The organism is Pseudomonas sp. HMSC08G10, assembly GCF_001808425.1.
GTDB lineage: Bacteria > Pseudomonadota > Gammaproteobacteria > Pseudomonadales > Pseudomonadaceae > Aquipseudomonas > Aquipseudomonas guariconensis.
In genome coordinates this window covers 46,734-71,795 of record NZ_KV793320.1, presented here as the reverse complement: position 1 = coordinate 71,795, position 25,062 = coordinate 46,734, and the positions used below count along the sequence as shown (strand labels likewise).

The window sequence follows — 25,062 nt, the reverse complement described above, 5'->3', positions numbered from 1 at the left end:
GGTTCAGTGACCACTGCTGGCAAATCGATCCTGATGGTCGACGACGACCAGGACATTCGCGAATTGTTGCAGGCGTACCTGAGCCGGTCAGGTTTTCAGGTGCATGCCGAGGCCGATGGCAAGGGCTTTCGCCAGGCGCTGGAGGCCGAGCCCTGCGATCTGGTGATTCTCGATGTGATGCTGCCCGACGAGGATGGCTTCAGCCTGTGTCGTTGGGTGCGTCAGCACCCGCGCCTGGCGCGGGTGCCGATCATCATGCTGACTGCCAGCTCCGATGAAACCGATCGGGTGATCGGCCTGGAGCTGGGGGCCGACGATTACCTGGGCAAACCCTTCAGCCCGCGCGAGTTGCAGGCGCGCATCAAGGCGTTGCTGCGCCGCGCCGAGTTCGGTCAGGCGGTACCCAGTCAGGCGGTGCTGGCCTTCGACGATTGGCGCCTGGATACCATCAGTCATCGCCTGTTTCATCGCGATGGCGAAGAAGTGATTCTCTCCGGCGCCGACTTCGCCTTGCTCAAGCTGTTTCTCGACCATCCGCAGCAGATCCTCGACCGCGACACCATCGGCAATGCCACCCGAGGCCGTGAGCCGATGCCGCTGGACCGCATCGTCGACATGGCGGTCAGCCGCCTACGCCAGCGGTTACGTGACACGGATAAACCGCCACGGCTGATCCGTACCGTGCGCGGCAGTGGCTACCTGCTGGCGGCCCATGTCTGCCCTGCCTGCTGAGCGGCGCTGGCGCCTGCTGCCGCGCTCGCTGCTCGGGCGCATGCTGTCGTTGACGTTGTTGGTGGTGCTGCTGGCCCAAGGGTTGTCGAGCGTGATCTGGGTCTCCCAGCTGCGTGCCAGTCAGCTCCAGGGCCTACAGGCCAGTGCCCGTAGCCTGGCCCATTCGATGAGCGCCAGTGTCAGCTACTTCCGCTCATTGCCTGTTGCCTATCGGCCCATGGTGCTGGACCAGTTGCGCAGCATGGGTGGCACGCGGTTCTTCGTCTCGCTCAACGACAAGCCGCTGGACATGCCGGTGCTGCCGATCACGCCACGCAAGCAGGCGGTGATCGACGTGTTCCAGTCGGTACTGCACGAGCGGCTGGGGCCGCAGATGGAAATCTCCGTGGAATTCGTCAGCCCCCAGGAGCTGCGCATTTTCAATAGTGGCCTGAAGCTCGACGAGCTGCCGCGCTCTTGGGCGCATTACTCACTGACCCTGGAGCCGCTGAACCCGCCGGTGCTGGTCACCCAGATCCGCCTGGACAAGGACGAGTGGCTGTACATCGCCTCGCTGTTACCCGAGCCCTACACGAGCCTGGAAGCCGAGCGCTTGCCGCGTCAGCAGATCGGCTTCATCGCGTTGACCACCGCTTTGCTGTTGCTGTTCATCGGCCTGCTCGTGCATTGGCAGAGCCGCCCGCTCAAGCGTCTGGCACGGGCGGCGCGAGAGATGTCCCTGGGCGCCGATGTCGCGCCCGTCACCGAAGGTGGGGGCAGCGAAGTGGCAGAAGTGGGGCGGGCCTTCAACAGCATGCGCGAGCGCATCAGTCGCTACCTGACTGAGCGCGCGCAGCTGTTCAGCGCCGTTTCCCATGACCTGCGCACGCCCATCACGCGTTTGCGCCTACGGGTCGAACTGCTCGAGGACGAGCAGCTGCAGGCCAAGTTCAGTCGTGATCTGGACGAGCTCGAACTGCTGGTCAAAGGGGCGTTGCAGTGTGTGAAGGACACCGACATCCACGAGAATATCGAGTCTGTGGACCTCAACCAGGTGCTGGAGATACTCGCCGAGCCCTACCTGGGCGATGGCCGCATCACCCTCGAAGGCCGTGCCCTGGCGCCCTACGCGGGCAAGCCCCTGGCCCTGCGGCGGTGCATTGGTAACCTGATCGACAACGCCATCAAGTATGGCGAACGGGCCCATCTGCGCATTCTCGACAGCGCCACAGGGGTTGTCCTGCAGGTGGATGATCAGGGGCCTGGGGTTCCCGAACAGCGCCTAGAGCAGGTCTTCGAACCGCATTTTCGCCTGGCCGGTCAGCAGCAGGGCTACGGCCTGGGGCTGGGCATCGCGCGTAACATCGCCCATAGCCATGGCGGAGAGGTCAGCCTGCTGAACCTGCGTCAGGGTGGCCTGCGGGTCACTCTCAGCTTGCCGCGCAGCACCGATTGAGTGGCGAATGTCACCGCTTGGTGACATTCGCGCATCCCTTCGTTACCTGGCGGCCTTCGACGGCTGTTTAGACTCCAAGGCAAGCGCAAGCACCACGACTTGCCTCGCATAACAACAAGAAAGGTTCTCCACGATGAATGCGATCACTCGCCTCGCCGCTGTCGTTTCCCTCGCCTCATTCATGCCGCTGACCGCCCTGGCTGCCGAAGCAAAGGGCTCTGTCGAAGTCCTGCATTGGTGGACCTCCGGCGGTGAGGCCGCCGCCGTCAACACCCTCAAGCAGCAGGTCGAAAAAGACGGTTTCACCTGGAAGGACAACGCCGTGGCCGGTGGCGGTGGTGCCGCGGCCATGACCGTGCTCAAGAGCCGCGCCGTGGCCGGCAACCCACCGGCCGCCGCCCAGATCAAGGGCCCGGATATCCAGGAGTGGGGTGCCTTGGGCCTGCTCGCCGAGCTCGACGAGGTGGCCAATGCCAACCACTGGGACACCCTGCTGCCGGCCAAGCTGACCCCTATCTGGAAGTACGATGATCACTATGTAGCCGTGCCGGTGAACATCCACCGGGTCAACTGGCTGTGGGTCAATCCGGTGGTGTTCGAGAAGGCAGGCGCCAAGGTGCCGCATACGCTCGATGAACTGTTCGTCGCCGCCGACAAACTCAAGGCCGCAGGCTTCCAGCCACTGGCCCACGGCGGCCAGCCTTGGCAGGACAGCACGGTGTTCGAAAGCCTGGTCCTGAGCATCCTGGGGCCTGAGGGCTACCACAAGGCGTTCGTCGAGCTGGACGAACAGACGCTCACCGGCGACAAGATGGTGGAGACCTTCAAGACCTTGCAGCGCCTTGGCACCTATATGGACGCCAACCGCGCCGGCCGAGACTGGAACATCGCTGCCGCCGACGTCATCAACGGCAAGGCCGGCATGCAGATCATGGGTGACTGGGCCAAGAGCGAATGGACCGCCGCCCACAAGGTGGCCGGCAAGGACTACCAGTGCGTGCCATTCCCCGGCACCCAGGGCAGCTTCACCTACAACATCGACTCCTTGGCGATGTTCAAACTCAAGAACGAGCGCGATATCAAGGCCCAGAACGACTTGGCCAAGGTCGCGCTGGAGCCGGCCTTCCAGACCGCCTTCAACCAAGCCAAGGGCTCGCTGCCAGTGCGCCAAGGCATGGACATGACGCCGTTCGATGCCTGCACCCAGCAGTCGCAGAAGGACTTCCAGGAGGCCGAGAAAGGCCAGGGGCTGCAACCGAGCATGGCGCACAACATGGCCTCATCGCTGGCGGTGCAGGGGGCCATCTTCGATGTGGTCACCAACTTCCTCAACGACCCCAAGGCAGACCCTGCCAAGGCGGCCAAGCAGCTGGGCGCGGCGATCAAGGCCGCGCAGTAGCACCGCTTGCGGTCTCTCTGACCTTACTGGCCCCTGTGGAGGCGGATAAACCCGCTTCCACAGGACTCGCGCTAGATGCATGTTCTTCGGTACTTCACATGAACACAGCAACCGCAACCCTGCGGGCCTCCCCCCTGGACGCCCTGCAACGCTGGCTCCCGAAACTGGTGCTGGCGCCTAGCATGCTGATTGTCCTGGTGGGCTTTTACGGCTACATCCTCTGGACCTTCGTGCTCTCCTTCACCAACTCCAGCTTCATGCCCAGCTACAAATGGGCCGGGCTGACCCAGTACGCCAAACTGCTGGCCAACGACCGCTGGTGGGTCGCCAGCAAGAACCTGCTGGTGTTCGGTGGCTTGTTCATTGCCATCAGCCTGGTCGTGGGGGTGCTGTTGGCGGTGTTGCTCGATCAGCGCATCCGCCGCGAAGGCGTCATCCGCACGATCTACCTGTACCCGATGGCGCTGTCGATGATCGTCACCGGTACCGCCTGGAAGTGGCTGCTCAACCCAGGCCTTGGCCTGGACAAACTGCTGCGGGACTGGGGCTGGGAGGGCTTTCGTTTCGACTGGCTGGTGGACCCGGACCGGGTGGTCTATTGCCTGGTGATCGCTGCGGTATGGCAGGCCTCAGGCTTTGTCATGGCGTTGTTCCTGGCCGGCCTGCGTGGAGTCGACCCGTCGATCATCCGGGCTGCCCAGGTCGATGGCGCGAGCCTGCCGAGGATCTATTTGCGCATCGTGCTGCCGAGCCTGCGGCCGGTGTTCTTCAGTGCCCTGATGATCCTGGCGCACATCGCCATCAAGAGCTTCGACCTGGTGGCCGCAATGACTGCTGGCGGCCCGGGCTACGCCTCCGACCTGCCGGCGATGTTCATGTACAACTTCACCTTCAGCCGTGGGCAGATGGGCATGGGCTCGGCCAGTGCGATCCTCATGCTCGGTGCCATTCTGGCGATCCTAGTGCCCTACCTGTATTCGGAACTGAGGACCAAGCGCCATGACTAGTCCGCGTTGGTTCTCCCCCAGCCGCCTGGCCATCCATGCCACTTTGCTGGCTGCCTGTGCGCTGTACCTGATACCGCTGGTGGTGATGCTGCTGACCAGCTTCAAATCGCCGGAAGACATCCGCGCAGGCAACCTGCTGAGCTGGCCGGAAGTGATCACTGGGATCGGCTGGATCAAGGCCTGGGACACGGTCGGAGGCTACTTCTGGAACTCGGTGAAGATCACCGTGCCAGCCGTGCTGATATCCACCTTGATGGGCGCCTTGAACGGCTATGTGCTGTCGATGTGGCGTTTCCGGGGTTCGCAGCTGTTCTTTGGCCTGCTGCTGTTCGGTTGCTTCCTGCCGTTCCAGACCGTCTTGCTGCCGGCCTCGTTCACCCTCGGCAAGCTTGGCCTTGCCAGCACCACCACAGGATTGGTGCTGGTGCATATCGTGTACGGGCTGGCCTTCACCACGCTGTTCTTTCGTAATTACTACTGCAGCGTGCCCGAGGCCCTGGTACGTGCGGCGCGGCTGGACGGCGCGGGGTTCTTCACGATCTTCGGGCGGATCCTGTTGCCGATGTCGGTGCCGATCATCATGGTCTGCCTGATCTGGCAGTTCACTCAGATCTGGAACGACTTTCTCTTTGGTGTGGTGTTCGCCAGCGGCGACGCCCAGCCCATCACCGTGGCCCTGAACAACCTGGTCAACACCAGCACCGGGGTCAAGGAATACAACGTCGACATGGCGGCGGCAATGATCGCGGGGCTTCCGACCCTGCTGGTCTATGTGCTGGCCGGCAAATATTTCCTGCGCGGCCTGACCGCCGGCGCGGTCAAGGGGTGACACATGGCACGGCTCGAACTTCGCAACGTTAATAAGCGCTACGGCAGCGGCCTGCCCGATACCCTCAAGGCCATTGACCTGGGCATCGAGTCCGGTGAGTTTCTGATCCTGGTCGGCCCATCAGGGTGCGGAAAGTCGACCTTGATGAACTGCATCGCCGGGCTGGAGGACATCAGTGGCGGCGAAATCCTCGTCGACGGCACCGATATCAGCGGCATGAGCCCCAAGGATCGGGACATCGCCATGGTGTTCCAGTCCTATGCGCTGTACCCGACCATGAACGTGCGCGACAACATCGCCTTCGGGCTGAAGATCCGCAAAATGCCTCAGGCGGCGATCGACGACGAGGTGGCGCGGGTGGCCAAGCTGCTGCAGATCGAACACCTGCTCACGCGCAAGCCAGGCCAGCTTTCCGGCGGGCAGCAGCAGCGGGTGGCCATGGGCCGGGCCCTGGCGCGGCGGCCGAAGATCTACCTGTTCGACGAGCCGTTGTCGAACCTCGACGCCAAGCTGCGGGTGGAGATGCGCACCGAAATCAAGCTGATGCACCAGCGTCTGAAAACCACCACCGTGTACGTCACCCATGACCAGATCGAGGCCATGACCCTGGGTGACAAAGTGGCGGTGATGAAGGACGGCGTCATCCAGCAGTTCGGCACCCCGCAGCAGATCTACAACGACCCGGCCAACCAGTTCGTCGCCAGCTTCATCGGCTCACCGCCAATGAACTTCATCCCGGCGCGCCTGACGAAACAACAAGGGCGCCTGGTGGCGTTGCTTGACAGCGGGCAGGCCCGTTGCGAGTTGCCCGTCGGGCATCTGTCGGACGAACTCGAAGGGTGCGAAGTGGTGCTAGGCATTCGCCCCGAGCAGATCGGCGTGGGCGCGGGCGAGGGCATGCATGGCATTCGCGCCGAGGTGCAGGTGACTGAGCCCACCGGGCCGGACCTGCTGGTGTTCGTCACCCTCAACCAGGTCAAGGTTTGCTGCCGGCTGGCGCCGGATGTCGCCTGCCGTGTGGGAGACAGCCTGCAGCTGCAGTTCGATCCTTCGCGGGTGCTGCTGTTCGATGTTGCCAGCGGTGAGCGCCTGGGGCAGGTTGCCCCTGCGCCGGTCGCTGGAGGCAATGTGGCGCGTTTCAAAGGGCGCTGAGTCGTCTAAACCATCAATAACAAGAAAAGTGAGGAACAAGGGATGGACCATCGCAAACGCATCAGGACGCTGGGCTCGCTGGCGTTGCTGACCTTTGTCGGCAGTGGTGGGGCACACGCGGCCGAGGCCTTCTCGGCGGATTCGAAATGGATGACCGGGGACTGGGGCGGCACCCGAACCGAGCTGTTGGAAAAAGGCTACGACTTCACCCTCGATTACGTCGGCGAGGTGGCCGGCAACCTGCACGGCGGCTACAACGACGACAAGACTGCCCGCTACAGCGACCAGTTCGCTCTGGGCGCGCACCTGGATCTTCAGAAGATCCTTGGCTGGCACGACGCCGAATTCAAGCTGGCAATCACCGAACGTAGTGGCCGCAACCTGTCCAACGACCGCATCAGCGACCCGCGCGCTGGGCAGTTCAGCTCGGTCCAGGAAGTCTGGGGCCGCGGCCAGACCTGGCGGCTGACGCAGATGTGGATCAAGCAGAAGTACTTCGATGGCGCCCTGGATGTGAAATTCGGGCGCTTCGGTGAGGGCGAGGACTTCAACAGCTTCCCCTGCGACTTCCAGAACCTGGCCTTCTGCGGCTCCCAGGTGGGTAACTGGGTGGGCGGTATCTGGTACAACTGGCCGGTCAGCCAGTGGGCGCTGCGGGTCAAGTACAACATCAACCCGGAATTCTTCGTGCAGGTGGGGGCCTTCGAGCAGAATCCGTCGAACCTTGAGACCGGCAACGGCTTCAAGCTCAGCGGCAGCGGCACCAAGGGCGCGATCCTGCCGGTGGAGATGGTCTGGTCGCCCAAGGTCAACGGCCTGCCGGGTGAGTACCGCCTGGGCTACTACTACAGCACCGCCAATGCTGACGATGTCTATGAGGACGTCAACGGCCAGCCCCAGGGCATCACCGGCAATGACTTCAAATCCCACTCCAGCAAGCACGGCTGGTGGGTCGTGGCACAGCAGCAGGTGACGGCGCACAAGGGGGACGTCAACCGAGGCCTGAGCCTGTTCGCCAATTTCACCGTGCACGACAAGGCTACCAACGTCATCGACAACTACCAGCAGGTCGGCATGGTCTACAAAGGCCCCTTCGATGCCCGGCCCAAGGACGACATTGGCTTTGGCATTGCGCGGATCCATGTCAATGATGACGTCAAGAAGCGCGCCGAGCAGCTCAATGCTAGCAGTGGTATCGACGATTACGACAATCCGGGCTTCGTGCCCCTGCAGCGCACCGAATACAACGCCGAGCTCTACTATGGCTTTCACGTCACCAACTGGCTGACCGTGCGGCCGAACCTGCAGTACATCAAGAGCCCGGGGGGAGTGGATGAGGTCGACAATGCGCTGGTCGCAGGATTGAAGATTCAGTCGTCATTCTGAGAAAAATTGTTGTAAATTTACGCCATCCATTCCCGGCCACTTCATTTCCACTGGATCTCGGTGGAAATGAAGCCTGCGCCGAGACAGCGCTATCTCAAACAGCAAGAGCTTGGAACCATGCCCGAACATCCGCTACATCGCTTCTTTGGCGCGCAGAGGCCCAGGCCGACGTTCGAGTGGGAGCGTTACCAGCAGCGCGATGTGTTGATTATCGATCACCCCCGTTGCCAGGCGGTATTCAGTCGCCAGGGCGCGCAGCTGGTGCATTTTCAGCCTGCCGGCGAACGCCCGTGGCTATGGTGCGCCGAGCAGTGGCCGCTGGCCGGGGCGATCCGAGGTGGCGTGCCGGTTTGCTGGCCTTGGTATGGACGTCATCCCAGCGAAGATTTGTGGCCGTCCCATGGTTGGGCGCGCCTGCTCGACTGGAAGCTGGTCGAGAGCCAGGAGGACGAGGAGGGCGTGACCCTTACCTGGCGCCTGCAGCTGTGCGACTGGCAAGTGGACTTGCACGCGCGCTTGGGCAGCGGCATGGAACTGAGCCTGACCACCGAGCACCAGGACAGCGAACCTTGCCAGTTGAGTCATGCGCTGCTGGCTTATTGGCGTATCAGTGACGTGTCTGAGATAGCGCTGTCTGGGCTTGAGGACATCGAAGGCTATGACCGCCTCAACCGCCAGGCGTGCCGCGAGGACGGTGCGCTCAAGGTCAAGGGCGGCTGCCAGAAGGTCTATCCGGGTACGCCCCGGGTACAGCTGCAGGACCCGGCCTGGGAGCGTGAATTGTGCATCGACAGTGGGGATTCCGACGACACCGTGGTCTGGCACCCGGGCAGGCGTCCGCTGGTGGGCGTCAGCGGGCGCGAGTGTCAGCGGTTCGTCTGCGTCGAGATCGCCAGCGGCAGCGGCGAGGGCCTGAGCCTGGCACCGGGGCAGCAGGCTCACCTGAGCCTGCAGGCACACCGGCTCACCTGAGCCTGCAGGCACACCGGCTCAGTTGAGCTCGTCGTCCTCGATCGGGTAACGGCTGGCGTTGAGGCTTTCCTTGATCTTGCGCAGGTGCGGTTGGAAGTCCACGCCGCGGCGCAGGGTCATGCCGGTGGCCAGCACATCGAGCACGGTGAGTTGGATGATCCGCGAGGTCATCGGCATGTAGATGTCGGTGTCCTCCGGCAGCGGGATGTTCAGGCTTAGGCTGCAGGCCTTGGCCAGGGGCGAGCCGGCGGCGGTCAGGCCAAGCACGGAGGCGCCGTTTTCACGCGCCACGCGGGCCACCTCCACCAGTTCACGGGTGCGACCGGTGTAGGAGATGATCACGAACAGATCGCCGGTGTGGGCGACCGAGGCCAGCATGCGTTGCATGAGCACATCGGCATGGGCCGACACCGCGAGGTTGAAGCGGAAGAACTTGTGCTGGGCGTCGAGGGCCACGGGGGCCGAGGCGCCCAGGCCAAAGAAGTGGATTTGCCGAGCCTGGATCATCATGTCCACGGCGCGGCTGACCTGTTGCGGGTCGAGCGCCTGGCAGGCGCTGTCGAGCGACGCGATGGCGCTGCCGAAGATCTTCTGGGTGTAGGCGGCCGGGTCATCGTCGGCCTCCACCGCGCGGCTGACGTAAGCGGCGCCGCTGGCCAGGCTCTGGGCCAGCTGGAGCTTGAGTTCGGGGTAGCCACTGACACCGAAGGAGCGGCAGAAACGGTTGACCGTCGGTTCGCTGACCTTGGCGGCCTGGGCAAGCGCGGCGATGCTGAAGCGGGTGGCTTGTTGCGGGTTGAGCAGGATGACTTCGGCGACTTTGCGTTCGGCCTTGTTCAGCTCGTCGAGGCGTCCCTGGATCTGCTCCAGGAGGTTTCTCACGCGGTCCATGGTGTGTCCTTGGGTCGGGAAGACAGCCGGCTGATGGAACAGCGGGCTTTTTGCACGGTGTCTATCGTACTGTCGGCGAGGTTGCCGCACCACTTGTCTGTCACAGTTGTAGGGTAATGTTGTGGTTTTTACTACATTACCCCTTGAAAACCGCGGTTGAAAACGATATTCCTAGGCCAACTTTAGGAAAGAACCAACATCATGGCTGCGATCAGTGTAGAACCTTGCACCTTTGCCCTGTTTGGCGCCCTTGGCGACCTGGCACTGCGCAAGCTGTTTCCCGCGCTTTATCAGCTCGACCGCGCCGGCTTGCTGCACGCCGATTCGCGCCTGCTGGCGCTGGCCCGTGAAGCCGGCGATGGCGAGCAGCATCTGGCGACCATCGAGGCGCACCTGCGCCGCTTCGTGCCGGAGGCGGACATCGAGCCCGGTGCGCTGGGGCGTTTCCTCGCCCGTCTGAGCTACGTGCGCCTGGACTTCCTCCAGGCCGATGGCTACCAGGCGCTGGCCGAACAGGTGGCCGCAGACCTGCCTTTGATCGCCTATTTCGCCACGCCCGCCTCGGTGTACGGCGCGATCTGCGAGAACCTGGACAAAGCCGGCCTGGCCGCCCGTACTCGGGTCGTGCTGGAAAAGCCCATCGGTCACGACTTGGAGTCGTCCCGTCGGGTCAACGATGCCGTGGCGCGGTTCTTCCCGGAAAGTCGGGTCTATCGTATAGATCACTACCTGGGCAAGGAGACGGTGCAGAACCTCATCGCGCTGCGTTTTGCCAACAGCCTGTTCGAAACCCAGTGGAACCAGAACTCTATCTCCCACGTGGAAATCACCGTGGCTGAAAAGGTGGGGATCGAAGGGCGCTGGGGCTATTTCGACAAGGCCGGCCAGTTGCGCGACATGATCCAAAACCACCTGTTGCAGCTGCTGTGCCTGATTGCCATGGACCCGCCCAGCGATTTGTCCGCCGACAGCATCCGCAACGAAAAGGTGAAGGTGCTCAAAGCCCTGGCGCCGATCACCGGCGAAGCCCTGAGCACCCGGGTGGTGCGCGGGCAGTACATTGCCGGCTACAGCGATGGTGCACCGGTGCCGGGCTACCTGGAAGAAGACAACGCCAATGCTCAGAGCGACACCGAGACCTTCGTCGCCCTGCGCGCCGACATCCGCAACTGGCGTTGGTCCGGCGTGCCGTTTTACCTGCGAACCGGCAAGCGTATGCCGCAAAAGCTGTCGCAGATCGTCATCCACTTCAAGGAAACGCCGCACTACATCTTCGCCCCCGAGCAGCGTTTGCAGATCGGTAACAAGCTCATCATCCGCCTGCAGCCGGACGAAGGCATTTCTTTGCGGGTCATGACCAAGGAGCAAGGCCTGGACAAAGGCATGCAACTGCGTAGCGGGCCCTTGCAACTGAATTTCTCCGATACCTGGCGCAGCGCGCGCATCCCGGATGCCTATGAGCGTCTGTTGTTGGAAGTGATGCGCGGCAACCAGAACCTGTTCGTGCGCAAAGATGAAATCGAATATGCCTGGACGTGGTGCGATCAGCTGATTGCCGGCTGGAAGAACGCTGGCGACGCACCCAAGCCTTATGCGGCGGGGTCCTGGGGGCCGATGAGCTCCATCGCACTGATCACACGTGATGGGAGGGCGTGGTATGGCGATATCTGAACTGCAACTGCCGGCGAGCGTAACGATGCATTCGCTGGCTGATGGCAAGGCCTTGGCGGCGACATTGGCCCATGATGTGGCCGAGCGCCTGCGCCAGGCCATTGCCGACAAGGGGCAGGCGTGCCTGGTCCTGTCGGGTGGCCGCAGCCCGGTACCCTTCCTGGAGAAGCTCGCAGGCGAAGCGCTGGACTGGTCGAAGGTCACGGTCAGCCTGGCCGACGAGCGCTGGGTACCGGTCGAGCATGCCGACAGCAATGCTGGATTGCTGGTGCGTCACCTGTTCAAGGGCGCGGCCGCCAAGGCTCGCTTCGTGGGCTTGTATCACTGTGCCGAGAATCTCGACGCCGCCGCTGTCCTGGCCGACCAGGCCCTGGCTGCGTTGCCCCCAATCGATGTGCTGGTGCTGGGCATGGGCGATGACGGTCACACGGCCTCGTTGTTCCCGGCCAGCCCCAACCTGCCTGAAGGCCTTGACCTGCGAAGCACGCACCGCTGCCTGCCGATGCTGGCACCGAGTGTGCCGCGCCAGCGCCTGAGCATGACCCGTGCCCTGTTGGCCAGCGCCGGATTCACCGCGCTGTCCGTGCAAGGCCTGGGCAAACTCGCTACCCTGCGCGCCGCATTAGCGGCCGCTGACCCAACCGAAATGCCGATTCGCGCCTTTCTTCACGACCCCCTGGACATCTACTGGTGCCCATGAGCCAAGGATCCACTCTCATGACCACGCTCGAACGCCAACAGCCTCTGCTCTCGATGGCCGAGAAAGCCGCCCGGATCGACGCGATCTGCGGCAAGGCACGCATTCTGCCGGTGATCACCATCGCCCGTGAGCAAGACATCCTGCCCCTGGCCGACGCCCTGGCCGCTGGCGGCATCCGTACCCTGGAGGTGACCCTGCGTTCCGAGCATGGCCTCAAGGCCATTCGTGTGCTGCGTGAGCAGCGCCCGGAGCTGTGCGTCGGTGCTGGCACCGTGCTCGATCGCACCATGTTCACTGCCGTGGAAGCGGCTGGCGCACAATTCGTGGTGACCCCTGGAGTGACCCAGGATCTCCTCCAGGCGGGCGTCGAAAGCGATATCCCGCTGTTGCCTGGCATCAGTACGCCGTCTGAAATCATGATGGGCTATGCCCTGGGGTACCGACGCTTCAAGCTGTTCCCCGCCGAAATCAGTGGCGGCGTGGCGGCCATCAAGGCCTTCGCCGGCCCGTTCGGCGATATCCGCTTCTGCCCCACCGGTGGTGTCAACCCGGCCAACGTGCGCAACTACATGGCCCAGCCCAACGTGATGTGCGTGGGCGGGACCTGGATGCTCGACAGCAGCTGGATCAAGAACGGCGACTGGGCACGGATCGAGGCCTGCAGTGCCGAGGCGATGGCGCTGCTGGACTGAAAACGAATTTGTTGTGTGCTACAACGCTTGTGGGGCGCCTGATTGGCGCCCCTTTTTTTGCCTGCCATGAAGACGATGTGTGAGCGCTGCCCGGGGAGCGGTCCTCAATAGAGGCGCCGCAGGCGTGCCTGCGGTCGGTCCGGTCAGAAGCGGGCGGTGATGTACTGTGGGTCTTCGGATGGGTTGTCGTATCTGCCACCGGGAATAATGCGAGCGTCGAAACCTCGGTCAAGGCTGTAGGCGTCCTTCTTGCCGAAGATCGGCTTGTCGATGTGGCCAGTGGCTCTCTTGCTTTTGCGCGACCTGAGGTATTGCGCACGGCTGACCTGGACGCCCACGGTGTCGGTGAAGGTGGTTAAGCCGTTGCTGCCTAACACCGGCATTGTCACCACCCGCCCCTGAGGGTCGTGCCCTTGGAAGACCAGGAACCATGCCTTGCCGTCTTTACTGCCTCGCTGGCACGTGTCGCCCATCAGGCAGCGTTCGTAACCGGACACCTCGCCCGTGCCGTCGGGAATCACCAGTTGCAGTTTCGACTCGACGAAGTCTGTGAACAACTGCAATTCGCGAAGCGCTTGGCTGGATGCGGCCGGTTGATGGTTGGCTACCAGCGGGCCGGTTGACAGGGCGTACGGCATCAGCCTGGCGCGCATGTCGCTCGACAGCGGCATGGCGTCGATACGGGCCATCAGCTGCGTGTATTGCTCCAGGCGTGCCTGGTAGGCGGCCTGTTCTGCTTTTGACGACCACTGTGGTGCGGGCACGGCCAGGCCGTTGCCGGCGCTGGCAACGCTGGATTTGCTCGGTTGGGAGGGTGCCGGAGATTGGTGCTGCTTGGTCGCCAGCAGCGTGCCGCCGAGCAGGGCGACGCCTACCAGCAACCACGCTGTCAGCGCGCGGCGCAGGAGAAGTCCGGCCAGCAATCGGCGCGGCCAGCTCAGCGCGGGCGCCTCGAACACCAGGCGGCGGGCGAAGAACTCGCGCACGCCTTGTTCGATCAGCGCGTCATCGCAGGCGATGCCCTGGCGTTGATAGTAGCCACGGATGCGTTCGGCGACTTCCTCGCGGCGCCGCGGCAGGTCCAGATGTTCCTGCATCTGGCGTTGCTGAAGGCGTAGCTCGTCGACCAGGGCCATGGCCCCCATCTGTTCGCTGAATGTGCCGTTGCTCATTGCGCGGCTTTGGTCAGCAGGGCGGAGAAGGCGCGCTTGGCGTCTTCCACGGCGGTGGCGATTTCCTGTGCAGCTTTGGTGGACTCTGCACGGTAGGTGTCGGTCAGGCCTTTCATGTCATTCTGGAAGTCCAGGGTGGCCTGGGCCAGGGCGCGTACCGAATCGACGCGGACGGTCGAGCCATAGCTGGCCTTGAGCGCGGCGTCCAGCTGTTGGTTGCCCAGTTGGCCAAGGGCTTCGAGCCCCTTGCTGATGCCATCGGTGGTGGCATTGAGCGTGTGGGTGGCCTCGTTCATGCCCTGGTTGGCGGTGAACGAAACGGCCAGGCTGGTCAGCACCACTTCGTTGGTGGAGAAGAACGAAACCATGCGTTGGTACTGGCGTTCCTTGACCACGTGGACCTGGCTGATGCGGGCGAAGACCATTTCGGCGGTGTTGTAGCCAACCCTCAGGTCATCGGCAATGTCCTTGATGATCTGGTAGCTCTTGTCTTCGTTTTGCAGTGCGCGCACGGCTTCGTCGCGGGCCAGTTCCAGCGCCGCGCGCCGGGCGGGGTCCTGCTGCTCGGCTGCGGTCACCTGGGCGCTGGCCGCATCCAGGGCCTGGGTGCGCGCCTTGAGCGCCTGGGCGGCGATGGCCAGCACCTGCTGGGCCTCGACCTCGGCGGTCTTCATCGCCAGGCGGAAATCCATGTAGGTTTCCAGGATGAGGTTTTCCCGTGCGATCTGGTCGCTGGCGGCCTTGCTCACCTCCAGGTAGTGCTTGCGAATGTCGCCAAAACGGCTGGGAATCGAGCCGCGGGCCATGTTCATCCAACCCAGTTTCAGGCGTTCGAGGGTGTCCAGGCGACCATCGTCCATCCATGAGGCCATGTTCGCGGCATCTTCGCGGATTGAGGTGAAGCTTTCGGTGATGTCCAGGTAGCGGTTGGCGATGTCCATCCCCTCGATCTGCTCGCGCACGATCTGGTTGAACAGGGTGGCTTGCTGCAATACAGCGGCGATGGCCGTGACGCGGTCGTTGTCGTAATGCGCGACTTTATCCAGCAGCACTAACACCGGGGCGGGCTGAGCGGCGGGCTGGCCGAAGCTGATACCGAGTTGTTGCAGGCCATTGAGGGCTCGTTCCAGATATTGGCTCATGGGTGTCCTTGCATGAGTTGTGGGGCTGGGGAGAGGGTGTCGCTGACGGTGTGTTCCGGCGCCGTGGCCGGTGCCAGGCGTGCGGCCTTGATCGTATTGATCAGGGAACCCAGCAGCAGCGCGCGATTCATGTAGCTGTCGATCAGTGACGCATAGTCCGGGCGCGGCGCATAGCGCTCGCCTGTGGGCAACAGCAGGTGACAGGTACACCGTGTGGGCGCCGTGGACTGGGCGCCGCACGTGCAAGCGAATGGGCTCATGCTGGTGCGTAAGGCGAACTCCAGTGCCTCGGCATGTCGAAGGGCGTCTAGTGCCTCGTTGATCTGCTCGGTGGCGATGTCCAGTCGCTGGCGCAGCGCGAGCAATTCCCGGCGATAGCGCTCGGGCTGGGGCGAGCCGATGGCTGCCCATTGCGCAAGTGCTGCCTCCAGTGACTCGGCCTTGAGTTCGTACTTCAGCCAGCGCAGGGCATCCTGGCCGTCCTCGTCCTCGCAGCGCGCATACCGGAGGGCTTCGAGATAAAGGGGCTCGACTTGGGCCCAGTGATCGATGACCTGGTTGGCCAGCGTTTCGATGCGTCGCACTTGCTTGGCCTGGACGGGCTGTTGAGTCAGTGCCTTGCGTAGATCCTCAAAACGCTGCTCCAGCGCGCCTATGTGTTTGTCATGCTCGGCCAGTTGTGCGGCGCTGTGTTGCTGCATGGCGTTGAGCAGCTGTTCATTGCGCAGGTTCTGGCTGAAATTGCAGTGCTTGGCGAGCCATTCGTCCAGGAACCGGTTCAGTGCGTTGCGTCGATAGGTCGTGCTGGCAAAGCCTTGCTGGCGCAGGTACCGATACATCGGATGGCGGACATAGTTCGCAAGCTTCTGCGTGCACTCCTGGCTGAGCAGTAGGTGGTCGCGCTTCAAGGGTTCGCGTGCGTTTTGAGCCTGTTGCAGTTCGTGCTGGCACTCACGCATCGCGGGGCTCTGGCTGGATTCGCCCAGCGCCTGTTGCAGACCCTGGTCCAGCTTGGCTTGATGTTCGCGCAGCGTCTGGGTCGATACGGCTGCGTCTTGGCTCGCCTGCTTCAGTTGCGCGTAGCACTGGGCTTGCTGCTGCTGACGTTGCTTGAGCACGTGCTGGATCTGGCGGGCTTCGAAGCTGTCATCGGCGATGTCGTACAGATCACTGAGAATGTGTACCTGTAATTGCAGGTGCTCTGTGTGTAGGTGGGCGCAACTGTGCAGGCAGTCGATTAGGCGGCTCAAGTAGTCTTGGCTGTTTTGGTCAGCCAGTGCCATGAGGGTGACGGGAGTCATCAGAAGCAGCGTCCCTGGTCCGTTTGCCGGTGATCGAGTGATGGCGGACGGGTTCACGGGTCGTCATCCTTGATCGAAGCGGTGGAAGATGAAGCGAGTATACCCAGCATTATGGGCAAAGTGATGGCTACCTGCCTTCTGTGTATGGCCGAGCGATCTTGCGCAAAAAAAAGGGCCCGTATCGGCGGATACGGGCCCTTTTCAGGGACGGCTGAAGCTTACGCCGCCTTGGCCGCCTGCTGGCTCAGCGAGCGGTTCAGTGCGCTGAACAGCGCCTTGAAGCTGGCGGTGGTGATGTTCTCGTCGATCCCCACGCCATGCACCGGACGACCACCGGCCACGCGCAATTCGATATAGGCCGCGGCCTTGGCGTTGGTGCCGGCACCGATGGCGTGTTCGTTGTAGTCCATGATTTCCACGCTGATGGGCAGGCCGGCGACCAGCGCTTCCAGCGCGCCGTTGCCTTTACCGCGCCAGTGCAGGGTGGTTTCGCCTTCTCCAGCGACTTCCACTTCCACGGCGCTGTGGCCGTTCTCTTCCTGCAGGCGATGGCTGACCAGCGCATAGGGCGTGTTGGCCTGGAGGTATTCTTTGTGCAGCAGGCTGTAGATCTGCTGAGCGGTCATTTCGAGGCCCAGGCGGTCGGTCTCGCCCTGTACCACCTGGCTGAACTCGATCTGCATGCGACGTGGCAGGCTGATGCCGTACTCCTGCTCGAGCAGGTAGGTGATGCCGCCTTTGCCGGACTGGCTGTTGACGCGGATCACCGCCTCGTAGCTGCGGCCGATGTCGGCCGGGTCGATCGGCAGGTACGGCACTTCCCAGAGCGCATCGTCCTTCTGCTTGGCGAAGCCCTTGCGGATGGCGTCCTGGTGCGAGCCAGAGAACGCGGTGTGGACCAGATCGCCCACGTACGGGTGACGTGGGTGCACAGGCAGCTGGTTGCACTCCTCGACGACTTTGCGTACGCCGTCGATGTCGGAGAAGTCCAGTTTGGGGTCGATGCCCTGGGTGTAGAGGTTCAGGGCCAGGGTCACCAGGTCGACGTTGCCGGTACGCTCACCGTTGCCGAACAGGCAGCCTTCGGCACGGTCGGCGCCGGCCATCAGGCCCAGTTCGGTGGCGGCGATGCCGGTGCCGCGGTCGTTGTGGGTGTGCAGGCTGATGATCACGCTGTCGCGGCGGTTGACGTTGCGGCAGAACCATTCGATCTGGTCGGCATAGACGTTGGGTGTCGACACTTCGACGGTGGCCGGCAGGTTGAGGATGATCTTGTGCTCAGGGGTCGGGTTCCACACCTCGATGACCGCGTCGCAGACTTCCTTGGCGAACTCCATCTCGGTGGCGCTGAAGGTTTCCGGCGAGTACTGGAACGTCCACTGGGTTTCCGGCTGCTGCGCGGCATATTTGACGAACAGCTTGGCGGCATTCACGGCGATGTCCTTCACGCCCTGCTTGTCCTGGTTGAAGACGATGCGGCGGAACGACGGCGAGGTGGCGTTGTACAGGTGGACGATGGCCTTCTTGGCGCCACGCAGGGATTCGAAAGTACGCGCGATCAAGTCCTCACGGGCCTGGGTGAGCACCTGGATGGTGGTGTCGTCCGGGATGTGGCCGTCTTCGATCAGGGTGCGCACGAAGTCGAAGTCGGTTTGCGAGGCGGACGGGAACGAGGCTTCGATTTCCTTCACGCCGACCTGCACCAAGGTCTTCCAGAAACGCAGTTTCTTCTCCGAATCCATCGGCTCGATCAGCGACTGGTTGCCGTCACGCAGGTCGGAGCTGCACCAGATCGGCGCCTGGGTGATGGTCTTCGACGGCCAGGTACGGTCAGGCAGATCGATGGTCGGGAAGGCGCGGTATTTCTTCGAAGGGTCTTTGAGCATGGTCATGGAAGCAATCCTTTTATGTGCGGCCGAGATCGGGCCTGCCGAGCGATAACGAGATGAAGAGGCGAGGCGACGCGATCAGCCTGGTAGTCGGGCGCTGACCAGGCAGAGGCTGCGATGTTGTCGGAGCAGGATGAGGGTGCTGAAGGTTTTCATGCCTCAACCCTAACCAGTGACTGGTGGGATGGCAAGTATTCGGAAAAAATTGAGAGGAATGCTTAAAAAAAGCGCTTGTGCGAGATTTTATGGCTGATATCGAACAGTGGGTTCGGTATTTTTGCGCGCTATTTTTTGATGGCGCAACTCAATGGAAACGTTGTTGACGGTGTGAGCCTTTTCACGGGTAAACCCGCCGCCACAGGGTTCTGTGAAGGCCTCCACTACAGCGTCGGCCTTGTGGGAGCGGGTTCACTCGCGAAGTCGGTACGCCTGGATCAGGGCTGGAACGCCCCGATGAAAATTGCCGGATCCACCCGCGCATCGTTGAGGCTGACGTTCCAGTGCATATGCGGCCCGGTTGCCCGGCCTGTGGCGCCCACGCGGCCGACCACCTCACCGCGACGCAGCGTCTGGCCTGGCTTCACATCGATCTTGGACATGTGGCAGAACATGCTGATGAAGCCCTGGCCGTGATCGACGAACACGGTACGGCCATTGAAGAAGTAATCCCCCACCAGGATCACCTTGCCATTGGCCGGGGTCTTGATGGGCGTGCCGGCGGGCACGGCGAAGTCAAGGCCCGCGTGGGGGTTGCGCTCCTCGCCGTTGAAGAAGCGACGCACGCCGAACTTGCTCGACAGCGGCCCGCTGACCGGTTTGTCGAGGATCAGGTTGCTCGGCAGGGCAGGGCTGAAGCTGCGGTAGGCCTTGATCTGTTCGGCCAGCTCGCGCTCGATGCGCTTGAGGTCGGCGGGGGCAGGGTTGACCTGGCGCTTGTTCTTCAACGTAATGTGTTGCTCGGGGTACTTCTTGCTGCCGACCGTGAAGGGCAGGGTGCGCGAACCTTGGGTGAGCACAGCGGTGCCAGGCTTCTGGGTCAGGGGAATGCCGACGATGGCCAGCCAGTTGCCCTGCTCCTGGACCACCAGCACCGGCTTGCCATCGAAGCGTGCGCTGGGTGCCGAGGGAGCAGGGCCCAGGTCGACCACCGCCACGCCTCCGGGCACCGGCTTGTTCAGCTGGCGCGTGATGTAGCTGGCTTGGGCGTGGGTGCCGAGCAACAGCAAGAGGAAGGCGAGCAGAGGGGCGAACAGGCGGGGCATGTGTCAGTCCAGTAGCGAGAGGGTGACCGGAGTCTGGTGGTTGTCCTCGACCCGCACCTTGAGCTCGCCTTCGTTCAGGCGGGCGGTCAGGCGCTGGCCGTTGTGAGTCTGGGCGGCGCTGCGGACAGCCTGGCCGCGCTCGTCGAGCAGGATGCTGTAGCCGCGGGCCAGGGTCGCCAGGGGGCTGACCACGTGCAAGGTCTGCAGTTGGGCCTGGAAGCGCTGGCGACGATCCTTGAGCACTTCGCGCATTGCCCGCGGGAGGCGTTCGGCGAGGCTGTCCAGGCGCTGGCCGAGCAGCTTGAGCGCGCGCCCCGGATGTTGCGCGGCCAGGCGGGTGTCTAGCCGGCCCAGGCGCTCATGGCGCTGGTTCATGTTGAGCATGAAGGCGCGGCGCAGGCGCATGTCCAGGTCGTCCAGACGTTGTGCCTGCTGGCGCAGGCGCTCGCCCGGGTGGCGCAGGCGGCGGGCCAGGCCATCCAGGCGCAGGTGATCATGAGCCAGGCGGTTTTTCATGCGCTGCAACAGGCGCCGCTGCAGGCTGTCCAGGCGCTGTTGCAGGCCGCTGCTGTCCGGCGCCAGCAATTCGGCGGCGGCCGAGGGGGTCGGCGCGCGAACGTCGGCGACGAAGTCGCTGATCGACACATCGGTCTCATGGCCCACGGCGCTGACGATGGGCGTCACGCACGCGGCCACGGCGCGGGCGACGTCCTCTTCGTTAAAGCACCAGAGGTCTTCCAGCGACCCCCCGCCGCGGGCCAGGATCAACGCATCGAAGCCCATGCTGTCGGCCAGGCGCAAGGCACGGACAATCTGGGCGATGGCCTCCCGGCCCTGTACTGCGGTGGGGATCAGGTTCAGTTCCACTTGGGGGGCGCGTCGGCCGAACACGCTGATGATGTCGCGGATCACTGCGCCAGTAGGGGAGGTGATGATCCCGATGCGGCGCGGGTGGGCCGGCAGAGGTTGCTTGCGTTCGGCACTGAACAGGCCTTCGGCACCGAGCTTTTCCTTCAAGGCTTCGAAGGCCAGGCGCAGGGCGCCATCGCCGGCGGGCTCGACCGTGTCGAGGATCAGTTGGTAGTCGCCGCGCCCCTCGAACAACGACACCTTGCCGCGCACCCTGACCGCCAGGCCATCGCGCAGGGCCTGGCGCACGCGCGCGGCATTCTGCCGGAACAGCGCGCAGCGTACCTGGGCGCCGCTGTCCTTGAGGGTGAAGTACATGTGCCCGGAGGCCGGGCGGGCGAGGTTGGATATCTCGCCTTCCACCCAGACACTGCGGAACACATCCTCGAGCAGCACGCGCGCGCGGCCGTTGAGCTGGCTGACGGTGAGGACCTCGCGGTCCAGGCCGAGTCGTTCGAAGGGGTCTCTGATCATGGCCGGCATCATAAAGGACATCACGCCTGGTTGTCTGTGCTGGCGCTTGGACCTGGCATCGTCGAGACGAACTGGCGCACCAGTTCTCCCGCGTCTCGTCGACACGCCAGGGCCACGGTGCTCGGGCAAGCCTCTTGCAACGGTATGAAACGCACCGAGGCCGGCGCGATGTCGCGCATGCAGGCTGGTAACAGCGCCACCCCGAATCCTGCCTGTATCAGCTGTAGTTGCGTGGTCTTGCGAGACACGACCTGGGCGGCGCGTGGAAAGAATCCCGCCTCCATGCACAACGAAGCGGACAGGTAGCTCAAGCCCCCTCGCTGTCGATGAGGGATGGAAATGAAACGCTCATCATGCAATTGCGCCAGTGCCACCTGGGGGGCATCGGCCAGTGGGTGGTCTGCCGCCACGGCCAGGAGCAATGGCTCGCTGAACAGGGCATGGATTTCCACATCCTGGTGCTGGCGCAGCACCGGCAGACGCAACAGGCCGAGTTCGAGCCGGCCTTCGGCGATGTCTTCCAGCTGTGCTTCGGAGGACTGCTGGGCAATCTCCAAGGACACGCCAGGATTGTTGTTCAGGTAGCTGCCTAGGCTCGCCAGCAGCCGGCCGGTCAAGGGGACGGTGCTGGAGTGATTGAGGCGCAGACTGCCGCGCAGACCCTGACCGATCTCCTGGGCCAGGCGCTCGGCTTGGTCAAGATCGGCCAACAGGCGCTGTGCGCGATCGAGAAAGGCCAGGCCAGCCGAGGTCAGCCGAGGCTGGCGGGCAGTTCGCTCGAACAAAGGTGTACCGAGCTGATGTTCCAGCTCCTTGATCTGACGGCTTAGCGCAGACTGGGCGATGTACAGCCGCTCGGCAGCCCCGCTGAAGCTGCCGCTCTGGGCTATTTCAACGAAGTAGCGCAACTGGCGGATGGAAGTCATTGCATGCCTTTTCGAGATATCTCAGGGTGGAAAGGCATATTAGTCGGCATGGCTCGTGCCTGGCTAACCTGTCTCGGTGTTTTCAGGAGTCATGCCCATGCTTGCCCAATTGTCGTTTTCAGGCCTTGACTGGCTGCCCATCCTGCTGGGGGTTGGCGTGGCCTACATTGTGTTCGGTATCGCCGGTTTCGGTACGGCGTTGGTGGCGGGCCCGGTGCTGATCCACTTCATGCCACTGTCGCGGATCATTCCGCTGCTGGTGCTGCTGGACTTCGTCGCGGCCTTTGGCAACTGGTTGCCATCGCGCCAGTCGGTGGTGCGGGGCGAACTGCTGCGCTTGCTGCCGTGCATGGCGGTGGGCTGTACCTTGGGCGTGGTCTTTCTGCTGCGCCTGAAATCGGAGCTTCTGTCATTGCTGATGGGGCTGTTCGTGACGGGGTATGCCTTGTATGGCCTGACCGTAAAGGTGCGACCTGCGCGGCTTGCAGGCGCCTGGGCGGTGCCGATGGGCATGGCAGGTGGGCTGTTCGGCGCCTTGTTCGGCAGCGGTGGGTTTCTTTATGCGATCTACCTCAATGCCCGGCTGGATTCCACGGAGCAGGCACGGGCGACCCAGAGTGCGCTCATCAGTTGCAGTACCGTGGTGCGCCTGTCGTTGTTTGTTGCCGCCGGGGTATACGCCGATGCAAGCCTGTTGTTTCTCGCGGCCTGCCTGCTGCCGGTGATGGCAGTCGGGCTGTGGCTGGGGCGGCACCTGACCTTGAAACTGTCCCGCGAAGCCTTCGTGCGTGTGGTCACCTGGCTGGTGCTGGCCAGCGGAGTGGCGTTGATCGGTCGCTACCTGGGTGACTGAGCGGTAGAATCGCGCTATTACCGCAGTCCGCAGGCCCGTTTCGTTCATGAACACCCAGAGCATCATCGTTCCCAAACTCTCCACCGTCCCGGTCCACGAAGCCCGCGCCCGGGCGATCCTGCGCTGGCTGGTGCGCGAGAAGATCGTCGAGGAGCAGCTCAGCACCTGTGGGCGCACCGGCAATCGCATGGGGTACGCCTTGGCCCAGGGCGCACACAAGGTCGCGCTGCATCCGGAACGACTCCCCTTCGGCGAGCAGATCAACGGCCTGGAGGTGATGCTCAAGCGCTGCATCTATACGCCGACCGAGGGCTTTCTCGAAGAAGCGGGTTGCCCTGAGTGTCGGCGCGAAATCGGCGAGCCGCTGTTCGAGAGCCTGGAGGAGTGGATGCCCGGGGTGAGCGATAACTTCACCTGCCCGCTGTGCGGCTTCGAGGACGACATCAACGGCTTTTTGTTCCTGCAGCCGTGCGCCTTTTCCAACCTGGGGTTCATCTTCAACAACTGGGGCGAGGCCGGGTTCACCCAGGCCTTTCTCGACAGCTTCGCCGACTGGTTGGACCAGCCGGTGGCGGTGGTGCAGGTCAACTGCCAGCCATAAGTCGCAAGCGACAGCAAAAGCGCAGACGTGGGTGGAGTGAATCTCGTCGCTTGCCGCTTGTAACTTGGAGCTTGAATTGCATTGAGCGGCGCGCCGTGGATGAGTATAATGGCGCGCTTCCATTTTTCCCGCCCGGGAGCCCCCGCGATGCTGCGTATCAGCCAAGAAGCCCTGACCTTCGACGATATTCTCCTTGTACCTGGCTATTCTGAGGTACTGCCCAATGAAGTCAGTCTCAAGACCCGTTTGACCCGCGGCATCGAGCTGAACATTCCCCTGGTTTCCGCCGCCATGGATACCGTGACCGAAGCGCGCCTGGCCATCGCCATGGCCCAGGAAGGCGGCATCGGCATCATCCACAAGAACATGACCATCGAGCAGCAAGCTGCCGAAGTGCGCAAGGTCAAGAAGTTCGAGGCTGGCGTGGTCAAGGACCCGATCACCATCGACGCCGACGCCACCGTGCGCGACCTGTTCGACCTGACCCGCCTGAACAACATCTCCGGTGTTCCAGTGCTGGAGAACGGCGACCTGGTCGGTATCGTCACCTCCCGTGACGTGCGCTTCGAAAGCCGCCTGGACGCCAAGGTTCGTGAAGTGATGACGCCCAAAGAGCGTCTGGTCACCGTGCGCGAAGGCGCCGACAAGAACGAAGTCCGCGAGCTGCTGCACAAGCACCGTCTGGAAAAAGTCCTGATCGTCGACGACAAGTTCAGCCTCAAGGGCATGATGACCGTCAAGGACATCGAAAAAGCCAAGGCCTACCCGCTGGCCAGCAAGGACGACCAAGGTCGTCTGCGCGTGGGCGCTGCGGTCGGCACCGGCAAGGATACCGGCGAGCGCGTTGCCGCCCTGGTTGCCGCCGGCGTTGACGTGGTGGTGGTCGACACCGCTCACGGTCACAGCAAGGGCGTGATCGATCGCGTTCGCTGGGTCAAAGAGACTTATCCGCAAGTGCAGGTGATCGGCGGCAACATCGCCACCGGCGCCGCCGCCAAGGCCCTGGCCGAAGCCGGCGCTGACGCGGTCAAGGTCGGTATCGGCCCTGGCTCGATCTGCACCACCCGTATCGTCGCCGGTGTCGGTGTGCCGCAGATCAGCGCCATCGCCAACGTCGCCGCCGCACTGGAAGGCACTGGCGTACCGCTGATCGCCGACGGTGGCATCCGCTTCTCCGGTGACCTGTCCAAGGCCATCGTCGCTGGCGCCTCCTGCGTCATGATGGGTTCGATGTTCGCCGGCACCGAAGAGGCGCCGGGTGAGGTCGAGCTGTTCCAGGGCCGTTCCTACAAGGCCTACCGCGGCATGGGCTCGCTGGGCGCCATGGCACAGGCCCAAGGCTCCTCGGACCGTTACTTCCAGGACTCCTCGGCTGGCGCCGAGAAGCTGGTTCCGGAAGGCATCGAAGGCCGTGTGCCGTACAAGGGCGCCCTGGCTGCGATCATCCACCAACTGATGGGTGGCCTGCGTTCTTCCATGGGCTACACCGGCAGCGCGACCATCGAAGAGATGCGCACCAAGCCTGAATTCGTGCGCATCACCGGTGCCGGCATGGCCGAGTCCCATGTGCATGACGTGCAGATCACCAAAGAAGCCCCTAACTACCGCGTAGGCTAAGGCTTCCAGCAATACCTGTTAGCGGGGCTGTCACGACAGCCCCGCGTCGT

The 25,062-nt window shown here is 63.2% G+C and carries 22 protein-coding genes; 14 read left to right on the top strand and 8 right to left on the bottom strand.

Going from position 1 to position 25,062, the window contains the following annotated elements:
• Positions 1–33: 33 nt before the first annotated feature.
• The 8 genes from HMPREF3173_RS17035 (at position 34) to HMPREF3173_RS17000 (ending at position 8,912) form a co-directional block, all read left to right on the top strand.
• A complete protein-coding gene (locus tag HMPREF3173_RS17035) occupies positions 34–732 on the top strand; it encodes a response regulator (protein WP_371906688.1) in 699 nt (232 codons plus the stop codon).
• Positions 713–2,167: an ATP-binding protein gene (locus HMPREF3173_RS17030; protein ID WP_070574770.1), complete on the top strand. Its 1,455-nt coding sequence runs from the start codon at positions 713–715 to the stop codon at positions 2,165–2,167. Before HMPREF3173_RS17035 ends, HMPREF3173_RS17030 begins: the two co-directional genes overlap by 20 nt.
• Positions 2,168–2,300: 133 nt before the next feature.
• Entirely contained in the window at positions 2,301–3,566 is a 1,266-nt protein-coding gene (locus tag HMPREF3173_RS17025; RefSeq protein WP_070574768.1) for an ABC transporter substrate-binding protein, read from the top strand.
• A 98-nt stretch (positions 3,567–3,664) separates the two neighbouring features.
• On the top strand, positions 3,665–4,573 hold the full coding sequence (locus tag HMPREF3173_RS17020) for a carbohydrate ABC transporter permease (protein ID WP_070574766.1): 909 nt from the start codon (positions 3,665–3,667) through the stop codon (positions 4,571–4,573).
• On the top strand, positions 4,566–5,402 hold the full coding sequence (locus HMPREF3173_RS17015; protein WP_043210652.1) for a carbohydrate ABC transporter permease: 837 nt from the start codon (positions 4,566–4,568) through the stop codon (positions 5,400–5,402). Before HMPREF3173_RS17020 ends, HMPREF3173_RS17015 begins: the two co-directional genes overlap by 8 nt.
• A gap of 3 nt (positions 5,403–5,405) precedes the next feature.
• Positions 5,406–6,554 (top strand): ABC transporter ATP-binding protein, encoded by a 1,149-nt coding sequence (locus tag HMPREF3173_RS17010; RefSeq protein ID WP_070574764.1) that lies wholly within the window; start codon positions 5,406–5,408, stop codon positions 6,552–6,554.
• A 42-nt stretch (positions 6,555–6,596) separates the two neighbouring features.
• Positions 6,597–7,940, top strand: a complete 1,344-nt coding sequence (locus HMPREF3173_RS17005; protein WP_070574762.1) for a carbohydrate porin — start codon at positions 6,597–6,599, stop codon at positions 7,938–7,940.
• Between the two features lie 117 nt (positions 7,941–8,057).
• The gene (locus tag HMPREF3173_RS17000; protein ID WP_070574760.1) at positions 8,058–8,912 is read left to right on the top strand and encodes a D-hexose-6-phosphate mutarotase; all 855 of its coding nucleotides are present in this window, start codon (positions 8,058–8,060) and stop codon (positions 8,910–8,912) included.
• Between the two features lie 18 nt (positions 8,913–8,930).
• Here HMPREF3173_RS17000 and hexR read toward each other — a convergent pair whose 3' ends face one another.
• Positions 8,931–9,794: a DNA-binding transcriptional regulator HexR gene (gene hexR, locus HMPREF3173_RS16995; RefSeq protein WP_177343703.1), complete on the bottom strand. Its 864-nt coding sequence runs from the start codon at positions 9,792–9,794 to the stop codon at positions 8,931–8,933.
• Between the two features lie 210 nt (positions 9,795–10,004).
• Here hexR and zwf point away from each other — a divergent pair, with 210 nt between their 5' ends.
• The 3 genes from zwf to HMPREF3173_RS16980 are packed head-to-tail and all read left to right on the top strand — an operon-like array spanning position 10,005 to position 12,866.
• The gene (gene zwf, locus HMPREF3173_RS16990; RefSeq protein ID WP_043210640.1) at positions 10,005–11,474 is read left to right on the top strand and encodes a glucose-6-phosphate dehydrogenase; all 1,470 of its coding nucleotides are present in this window, start codon (positions 10,005–10,007) and stop codon (positions 11,472–11,474) included.
• On the top strand, positions 11,461–12,174 hold the full coding sequence (pgl, locus tag HMPREF3173_RS16985) for a 6-phosphogluconolactonase (protein ID WP_070574755.1): 714 nt from the start codon (positions 11,461–11,463) through the stop codon (positions 12,172–12,174). The genes zwf and pgl overlap by 14 nt, the downstream gene beginning before the upstream one ends.
• A 17-nt stretch (positions 12,175–12,191) precedes the next feature.
• Complete coding sequence (locus tag HMPREF3173_RS16980; protein ID WP_070574753.1) at positions 12,192–12,866, top strand: bifunctional 4-hydroxy-2-oxoglutarate aldolase/2-dehydro-3-deoxy-phosphogluconate aldolase; 675 nt, start codon at positions 12,192–12,194, stop codon at positions 12,864–12,866.
• Between the two features lie 143 nt (positions 12,867–13,009).
• On the opposite strand, the gene HMPREF3173_RS16975 is transcribed toward HMPREF3173_RS16980, so the two are convergent.
• From HMPREF3173_RS16975 to HMPREF3173_RS16945, 7 genes are all read right to left on the bottom strand, one after another.
• Positions 13,010–14,038: a DUF6384 family protein gene (locus HMPREF3173_RS16975; RefSeq protein ID WP_070574751.1), complete on the bottom strand. Its 1,029-nt coding sequence runs from the start codon at positions 14,036–14,038 to the stop codon at positions 13,010–13,012.
• Positions 14,035–15,180 (bottom strand): merozoite surface protein 3b, encoded by a 1,146-nt coding sequence (locus HMPREF3173_RS16970; protein WP_070574749.1) that lies wholly within the window; start codon positions 15,178–15,180, stop codon positions 14,035–14,037. Before HMPREF3173_RS16970 ends, HMPREF3173_RS16975 begins: the two co-directional genes overlap by 4 nt.
• Positions 15,177–16,481, bottom strand: a complete 1,305-nt coding sequence (locus HMPREF3173_RS16965; RefSeq protein WP_070574746.1) for a hypothetical protein — start codon at positions 16,479–16,481, stop codon at positions 15,177–15,179. The genes HMPREF3173_RS16970 and HMPREF3173_RS16965 overlap by 4 nt, the downstream gene beginning before the upstream one ends.
• Positions 16,482–16,699: 218 nt before the next feature.
• Complete coding sequence (gene leuA, locus HMPREF3173_RS16960) at positions 16,700–18,373, bottom strand: 2-isopropylmalate synthase (protein ID WP_070574744.1); 1,674 nt, start codon at positions 18,371–18,373, stop codon at positions 16,700–16,702.
• Between the two features lie 431 nt (positions 18,374–18,804).
• Positions 18,805–19,632, bottom strand: a complete 828-nt coding sequence (locus HMPREF3173_RS16955; RefSeq protein WP_070574742.1) for a M23 family metallopeptidase — start codon at positions 19,630–19,632, stop codon at positions 18,805–18,807.
• Positions 19,633–19,635: 3 nt separating this feature from the next.
• The gene (xseA, locus tag HMPREF3173_RS16950) at positions 19,636–21,015 is read right to left on the bottom strand and encodes an exodeoxyribonuclease VII large subunit (protein WP_070574820.1); all 1,380 of its coding nucleotides are present in this window, start codon (positions 21,013–21,015) and stop codon (positions 19,636–19,638) included.
• Positions 21,016–21,035: 20 nt separating this feature from the next.
• The gene (locus HMPREF3173_RS16945; protein ID WP_070574740.1) at positions 21,036–21,941 is read right to left on the bottom strand and encodes a LysR family transcriptional regulator; all 906 of its coding nucleotides are present in this window, start codon (positions 21,939–21,941) and stop codon (positions 21,036–21,038) included.
• 97 nt (positions 21,942–22,038) lie between these two features.
• Between HMPREF3173_RS16945 and HMPREF3173_RS16940 the strand changes: the two genes are divergently transcribed.
• The 3 genes from HMPREF3173_RS16940 (at position 22,039) to guaB (ending at position 25,012) form a co-directional block, all read left to right on the top strand.
• The gene (locus HMPREF3173_RS16940) at positions 22,039–22,794 is read left to right on the top strand and encodes a sulfite exporter TauE/SafE family protein (protein WP_070574738.1); all 756 of its coding nucleotides are present in this window, start codon (positions 22,039–22,041) and stop codon (positions 22,792–22,794) included.
• A gap of 46 nt (positions 22,795–22,840) precedes the next feature.
• Complete coding sequence (locus HMPREF3173_RS16935; RefSeq protein WP_070574736.1) at positions 22,841–23,395, top strand: sugar ABC transporter ATPase; 555 nt, start codon at positions 22,841–22,843, stop codon at positions 23,393–23,395.
• Between the two features lie 147 nt (positions 23,396–23,542).
• Complete coding sequence (guaB, locus tag HMPREF3173_RS16930) at positions 23,543–25,012, top strand: IMP dehydrogenase (RefSeq protein WP_043210622.1); 1,470 nt, start codon at positions 23,543–23,545, stop codon at positions 25,010–25,012.
• The last annotated feature ends 50 nt before the right edge of the window (positions 25,013–25,062 follow it).